Origin of the sequence: Chitinophaga sp., assembly GCF_035761305.1 — a bacterium.
Lineage (GTDB): Bacteria > Bacteroidota > Bacteroidia > Chitinophagales > Chitinophagaceae > Chitinophaga.
The window spans coordinates 1-6535 of record NZ_DASTRI010000101.1 but is presented as its reverse complement, the minus strand read 5'-3'; the positions used below and the strand labels follow the sequence as shown (position 1 = coordinate 6535).

Here is a 6535-nt window from a genome sequence, read left to right as displayed (position 1 = left end):
CGGCAGGTTGTTCTCCTTACTTGTAACGATACCACGAACAATCGCCGCATGCACATCTTCAAAACCAATACCCAGGAAAACCAGGAACAGCCATCGCATCATCATTATATATTAATGCTGGTTGCCTGTTCCGTCCTGCTGGAACGCGCCAATATCTTTACCGGGTTGCGTAATTTCGGAAGCGCCATATACAGGATCAACTTTTACTACAGCAAAGGCTTTGAAATTTGTGTAGCCTTTACCTATCGCAGGTGAGGTGCTTTGCAAATGAAAATTATAGTTGCCAACATAACTGGCTTCCATAAAATTATAACCTGCCGGAACAGGCAACGGGAAATTCACAAATGCCGGGTTATTTGCGCCTGGCATTGTATGGTTTCCACCGTTGATGTCAGAAGACTGCTGTGCAGTAACATATCCCGCCGGTAAAAATTGCGAAGTAATATCGGTATTGTCGCCGTAGTTATAGGTATTCCCGTATTTAAGATTTGCCATGTCGGCTGCGGGAACACTGCCTCCATCACCCATAATTGCCAAACCAAACGCACAATTCACCAGGAGATTGTTATAGCAGTTTCCTTTGCCTCCATTCTCAAAATCGAGCGAACCGCCTTCACCCACCTTTTGCTGGCGGTAGCCAGCATTAATAACGGTATTGTTGTATATGTTGGCGTTCGCCTGGGGAGAAAGCCCGCCTGCATTCGCTGACTTGAAAGCATTCCCTGTTCCTCCTACTGCGAGATTATAGGCAATATCGCCTGTGCTTCCACTTTTTACATTCACACATTCACCTGCAATCAAACCCACTTTTTCAAAAGTGTTGCGCATAATCTCGAATTTACCACCCGTAACACGTACCATATCATCTTTTGAACCATAAAGCCAGCTATCTTCCAAAACAAAGCTGGCATTTGGGTTCTGCATATAGATGCCATAACGGGCCACGTTCGGACGATATGGATCGTTAGCCGGACCGATGCCGCCAACATATTCCAGTCTTGTCCATTTGATAATAATATCCCCTGAGCCAACAAATCCCTGGATGCCGCCCCAATATCCTTTAAATGCCGGATCTGTTTGCGGCGATTGGGGATCATTAGCTGCATTGGACTTCAACGCATCATCCTTTACAGAAAATAATACAGGCGCATCTTTGGTGCCTAATGATATAAATGTACCCTTTACTACAATACCCGGTGCATGGCCCTGCGTGCCGATGGCGTCATTGCCGGAAGATGGCCCCACTACCAGTATTTTTACGCCGCTTTGTATCATCAGTGTATCGCCTGTATTCACCACCGCGTCGCCCGCCCCGCTATACAAATAATATGTTCCGTTTTGCTTCAGGGTTCCCTTTATGGTTCTGCTTTCAGAACCGTTCAGACTATTGAGGGTGTCACCATCGTTAATAAAGCTACCGGTTTCAGGTTGTACGGGCGTTATCGTAACATTGTCTGACTTGCTGCAAGCTGCAAGTAGTATGATTGCTGCTCCTGGCACAGCCAGGAATTTTTTACCTATCTGTTGCACTGATTGTTTTTAATTTTTTATTTTATGTACTTCTGTTCGTTTCATACTCAATCGTCATTATCGTCTGCCTGCTTCACCTGCTTAACAAACGCGGCACGCACGGGGGAAGGCATTATGGCGTTTTCACCTTTAACGGCCTTCCAGGTAATATCATTCATGACCTGGTCTGGTATCACATCCTCTTTTGAAAAATCCAAACCCTTTGACATTTTAGCCAGCTTTGTTCCATCGGGATTTATATCATCCAGGTTTACATTGCTCGGCAGGCGCTGGAAGGGTGTTGTATCAGGCACTTTGCTAAAGCTGCGCCACATTGAAGCGGCAGCGGCATCGTACTGCGTCATCGGCGACATACCCAATATTAATTCGATGGTACGGATCATGGACGAAGTTGAATACATCGTATGGTCTACATAGTGCCGTTTCACATAACCGCCGGCAATGTAGGCAGGTGACCGGTGCGCATCTACATGGTCGGGGCCATTCTGCGCATCGTCTTCCAATATAAATACAACAGAATTTTCCCAAACAGGGCTTTTGCTGAGATGTTCGACAAACATGCCGATAGCCAGGTCGTTATCGGCTACATGCGCAAACGGCGTGGGTCTTCCGGCGGCCATTCCCTCGGTATGGTCATTGCCAAACCGGATTGTCATTAATTGCGGAAGCGCATTTTTTGCCACTAAGGAATCAAAATGCTTTTCCCAGATATAATAGCGTGTGGTATCTTTTATTTTCAGGTTAAAACCGGGAAATGCTTCCACCGCATGGCCTTTTAATACAGGAATCGTAACTTTTTTGCCGGAAGCAAATTCACCATAAGTAAGAAAACTTACACCGCTGCGTTTTGCCTGGTCCCAGATATATTCCTTGTTTAATGAAGTTTTGCCAACTGCCCCCTTACCGCGTCCCCCATAACTGGTTGGCCAGTTTTTTTCCATGTAATCGGTGGCGTATGCTCCCATGCTCCAGTTGTGCCCATCGGCACTTACCTCACCATCTACATAAAAATTATCAAGCAGCACAAAATTTTCAGCAATTGAATGCTGGTTGGGTGTAATGTTTCTGCCGAACAAAAGCAGGCTCGTATCGCCATTCCCCTCTTCCAGGTCACTTAAAACCTGGTCGTAAGTCCGGTTTTCTTTAATAATATAAAACACGTGCTTAACAGGAGAAGCTTCGCCTACTTTACGTGGAACCGGGTTTCCGGCTTCGCCACCAGTGGTCAGTTCATTTTTTTTGTTGTAAGGCGTATTATGATATACTGCCTGTGAGTAGGCAGACAATTCCTTTTCATCCGGAACGGGAATAATACTCATGGTTCCCATCAATAGCCCGCCACCAATATATTGTACGGCCCTGGGCTGAGTGGATTCTGCACCGTGAAGAATTACTTTTTCTTTTTTGTCTGTAGGATTAGGACCATGAGGATTGGCAAAAGAAGAAAAACCTTTTGCATTGGCAACATACAATTTATTGTTCACAACACGTACACAGCTAGGGTACCAGCCCGTAGGAACAAAGCCCAGAGATTGACTTTTCCCGGGGGTGCTTACATCAAAAACTGCCAGGCAGTTATTATCTGCATTTGCAATATAAAGCGTTTTGTCATTGTTGCCCAGCGCAACGCTGTTGGAAGTAGTACCACTCAAACCTGTTGGATGAACGGCCGTATTAAGCGTTTCCACTACTTTACGCTTTTTTACATCAATAACGGAAACCGTATTATCATTGGCGTTCGTAACAAATAAATAACGCCTGTCTTTAGTAAGGCACAAATCATTTGGATTGTCGCCCACTTTTATTTCGTCGCCCAGGCGTTTTTTTACGGTATTATATACCACCACTTTATCGCCGCCCCAAACACTAATGTATAGTTCAGTTCTGCCGGGTGAAAGAAGACAAGTGTACGCCTCCGCTCCAAGCGGTATTGTTTTTAAAATTCCATGTGTTTTTATATCAAAAATATATAGCGAATTATCCTGCTTGGTAACTACATACAGCAGCCCCTTTTTACTGTCAACGGCGATGCCTGCGGGCGATATAGACGGTGAACCCTTCTTTTTAGTACCGGCATCGCCCAGGCGAAAAGTATCGCTTGCAGTGAGTTTATTATTTTCAATGGCATAGCGGATAACCCAGTTATCATCTCCGCCTGAAGCGTACAAATATTTTTCATCATCGCTGAAAGCCAACCCCAGCCATGATTTAGCCATTACTACCCTGTCCAGTTCCCTGTCGTTTCGTGCATCTATTAACTGTATGGTTTGTGTGCTTTGCCCGTTGTTGGTAACGGCAATCAAAGAATGGCTTTTGCTTACGGCAATATTTAAAGGCAAATCGCCCAGCGGCAAACTTTTACCTGCAGGTGTAAGCGACCAGCCGTTAGGCAACCGCATCCTGCTGCTTTCAATTGTATTTTGTGAGTATGCTATACAAATAGTTAATAGAAATGATACCGTTATTAATACTCTTTTCATCTGCATTATTTATAAGTGGTATTGGAAAATACAACTGCACCAATGGCGTGCTAAAAGAGCATAAAACTAAAAGAAAAACAATACCGGGTATGTTATCAAATCATGAACATGTTTCATAGCCAGGAGTGAGCATGCCCTCCGGAACTTAGCGTAGTGGAGTTATATAATATTGAAAATCAGATATTATTTTAGCATTCGGCGATTTGCCGGCCAGTGGAAAACTGCCGCATAAAACCCGGCAAGCACCTTACAGAAAAGCTACGGCCTGCCTGCATACTACAGGTCCAATGCAACGGCATAGGTGGTTATCGCTTTTACAGGGGCATTGTTCGTGGAAGCCCTGAACCGGTAAACATCACAGAAAGCCACTCTCCTCCCATCCTTAAACTTCAGCAATCCTTCGGCAACACCATCGTACCCATGCGTGACGATTGTATGGATGGTGAGTTCCGCAACTGCATCGCCCCGGAACCGCTGAAGTGCCGTAAGAACGGCATCCTTCCCATCAATGTACTGCCCCCCGACCATGTTCCATTGAATATCGTCGGTAGCACTGCGATAAATAAAATCCCGGTCGTTGTTAACCATTGCAACGATAAAGTCTTTCACGAATAATTTCTTCGGCGCATTACCACAATCCCCCGGAACATGAATTTTCACCATGGTTTTCTTAATTTATGCCGTCGCCAATGCCATAGGCGCTGGATGAAGATAATGAATTGAAAGAAAGATAAATTGTAAAAGATATATTTGAGCTGATAATAATCCCGGTGAGTTAAGATTATTCCTGGCATAACCTGAAATTACCAATGCATTCAATTTTACCTGGTATTGACGTATTATTAGCCAATCCTCCTGGATGGAAAAACAGCAGGATTGGTTTAGTAACTAATCATGCTGCTTGTACCGCAAGCTTCAAACCCGTCCGGCAGGCTTTATTGGAGGCGGGATTTAAGATCACCCGGTTGTTTTCCCCGGAACATGGGCTCGATACCACCGGCGCGGATGGAAAGGAAATGCAGGATGGGATGGATCTGTTGACGGGACTTCCGGTTACGAGCCTATACGGTAACAAGCTGGCGCCTGATGAAAAAGACCTGGCCGAAATAGACCTGGTATTATTCGACATCCCCGATATCGGCTGCCGTTTCTACACCTATCTATGGACCATGACCCATGTGATGGAAGCCTGTGCGATACATGGGAAGCACCTGGTAATCGCTGACAGGCCCAATCCCTTGTCCGGCAGGTTGGACCTGGCAGAGGGGCCTTTGCTGGATGAGCGCCACTGCAGCAGCTTTATCGGAAGATGGAACATTCCACTCCGGCATAGCTGTACGCTGGGCGAACTGGCGCTTTATTTCAAGGCAACAGGAAGCAGCAAGATCTTACAGGCAAATGCAAATTCCTTCCCGTTGGAGGTAATTCGTTGTCATAACTGGCAGCGGACCATATTCTACCCACAATGGGAATATTCCTTTGTGCCAACTTCCCCGGCCATCCCCTGTTTTGAATCTGCATTATTATACCCGGGTTTGGGCCTGCTGGAGGCCGCCAATATCAGCGAAGGAAGAGGAACAGCAACACCATTCCGCATAGCCGGCGCTCCCTGGATGGATGGCGCCCGCGTGGCCCGGCTTATTAATGAGCTATGTTCAAGCGGAGTATTTGCCCGGCCGGTTCATTTTAAACCCACAGAAGGCAAATATGCCGGGCAGCAATGTGATGGAATTATGCTTCATGTTAATGATCCCTCGGTTTTCAAACCGGTTTGGTATGGCTGGCTGCTGATCCGCCTTATTAAAAAGCTCCATCCTCACTTTTTTTCATGGGCTCCCTACCCTACCCATGTAAATTATAGCGGGGCACGGCATCTCGATCTGCTGACAGGATTAAAAGAAGCTGAATCCCTGGTAGCGGGATCAGGGGAAAATGGCATTGAAGATATTGCCCGCTATACGGACCCCGGGGATTGGCGGAACAAGGTAGCTCCTTATTTATTGTATGAACCATTTGCCAATGAGCAAACTAATTAACCAACCCCTTCTTAAACTGGTTAGGGCTAATACCCGTTTCCTTTTTAAACAGCCTTGAAAAATAAGGCAGGTTTTCAAAACCAAGCTCGTATGCTATTTCTGAAACCCGCCGGTCGTCGGTCTTCAGGCGGTTCTTGGCTTCATTAACCAGGTAAATATGTATCAGCTCCATTGCGGTTTTACCGGTTTCCTGCTTAAGCATATCGCTCAGGTAACGGGGTGATAAATTAAGCTGCGATGCGAGTGCGTTAACCGTTGGCAAGCCCTGGGTATGCAGCAAACCATTTTTGAAGTAAGCTGCCAGGGCATCATTGTATTTAGATACTTTTTTTTTAGAGAGGCCGGTCCGGTTAATAAACTGGCGCTTGTAAAACCGCTGCGAGTACTTCAGTATTGAATCAATGTGTGTAAGTATAATATCACGGCTATACTCATCGGTATTATTGCGGTATTCTGCATCTATCTTATAATAAAGATCCCACATGATCT

At 45.7% G+C, this 6535-nt stretch carries 5 protein-coding genes; 1 reads left to right on the top strand and 4 read right to left on the bottom strand.

Annotation, left to right across the window (positions count from 1 at the left end; translation table 11 throughout):
• Positions 1-111 precede the first annotated feature (111 nt).
• The 3 genes from VFS25_RS09075 to VFS25_RS09065 all read right to left on the bottom strand — a co-directional run bounded on the left by VFS25_RS09075 (position 112) and on the right by VFS25_RS09065 (position 4673).
• Entirely contained in the window at positions 112-1116 is a 1005-nt protein-coding gene (locus VFS25_RS09075) for a hypothetical protein (RefSeq protein ID WP_326461817.1), read from the bottom strand.
• Positions 1117-1577: 461 nt separating this feature from the next.
• The gene (locus VFS25_RS09070) at positions 1578-3929 is read right to left on the bottom strand and encodes a bifunctional YncE family protein/alkaline phosphatase family protein (protein ID WP_326461816.1); all 2352 of its coding nucleotides are present in this window, start codon (positions 3927-3929) and stop codon (positions 1578-1580) included.
• 357 nt (positions 3930-4286) lie between these two features.
• Complete coding sequence (locus tag VFS25_RS09065) at positions 4287-4673, bottom strand: nuclear transport factor 2 family protein (protein ID WP_326461815.1); 387 nt, start codon at positions 4671-4673, stop codon at positions 4287-4289.
• Positions 4674-4819: 146 nt separating this feature from the next.
• On the opposite strand from VFS25_RS09065, the gene VFS25_RS09060 reads away from it, so the two are divergent.
• Complete coding sequence (locus VFS25_RS09060; protein WP_326461814.1) at positions 4820-6046, top strand: DUF1343 domain-containing protein; 1227 nt, start codon at positions 4820-4822, stop codon at positions 6044-6046.
• Here VFS25_RS09060 and VFS25_RS09055 read toward each other — a convergent pair.
• The coding region (locus tag VFS25_RS09055; protein WP_326461813.1) for a helix-turn-helix transcriptional regulator at positions 6039-6535 on the bottom strand (497 nt) is incomplete at its 5' end. The two genes, VFS25_RS09060 and VFS25_RS09055, sit on opposite strands and share 8 nt — an antisense overlap.

Excerpts from the sequence above, each read along its gene's own strand:
- VFS25_RS09070 (WP_326461816.1), bottom strand. The coding sequence starts at position 3,929 with ATGCGGTTGCCTAACGGCTGGTCGCTTACACCTGCAGGTAAAAGTTTG.
- VFS25_RS09065 (WP_326461815.1), bottom strand. The coding sequence starts at position 4,673 with ATGGTGAAAATTCATGTTCCGGGGGATTGTGGTAATGCGCCGAAGAAA.
- VFS25_RS09060 (WP_326461814.1), top strand. The coding sequence starts at position 4,820 with ATGCATTCAATTTTACCTGGTATTGACGTATTATTAGCCAATCCTCCT.